1 pseudogene is annotated in these 523 nt (G+C 43.6%); it reads right to left on the bottom strand.

Going from position 1 to position 523, the window contains the following annotated elements:
- Positions 1–523, bottom strand: a pseudogene (tet(O), locus tag ACTNBR_RS16560) (tetracycline resistance ribosomal protection protein Tet(O)); the annotation flags it as partial.

Raw genomic sequence — 523 nt, 5'->3', positions numbered from 1 at the left:
TAGCTGGCTGGTATCCTTTTAACTCTGTCAAGCAGACTCCCTGCCCATTTGTGAAATAAGTTAAATCGTTCCTGTATTCTTGAATACATCTAGCAGGGATTTCTCCTTTCAGAATGACCTCGTCATTCTTTATCTGAGTACTTACAATATCTGCACAATACCTTGGAGCATCATGATACGCCCGTGAGAGATATTCCTGCGGTGCATAAATTTCAAAGTGGAGATATGGCTCTAATAGTTCTGTCCCTGCTTTTTTTAAAGCCTGCTCCAATACGATAGGGGAAAGCAGCCGAAAGTCTGCGGGGGTACTTACAGGACTATAATACAATCCATATTCAAAACAGATTTTACAGTCTGTCACTTTCCATCCATACAGCCCCTGCTCGCAGCCATAAAGAACCCCCTCCATAACCGCATTTTGGAACGATTGATTTAAATATCCAAGTGAAACTCTGCTTTCATACTGCACTCCGCTTCCAATAGGGAGCGGCTCTATGGACAACCCGACAGAAGCCCAGAAAGG

This window comes from Bariatricus sp. HCP28S3_F11, from assembly GCF_052065395.1.
GTDB lineage: Bacteria > Bacillota > Clostridia > Lachnospirales > Lachnospiraceae > Allocoprococcus.
Note: the sequence above shows the minus strand (reverse complement) of the source record. Positions and strands in the feature narration are given on the sequence as shown.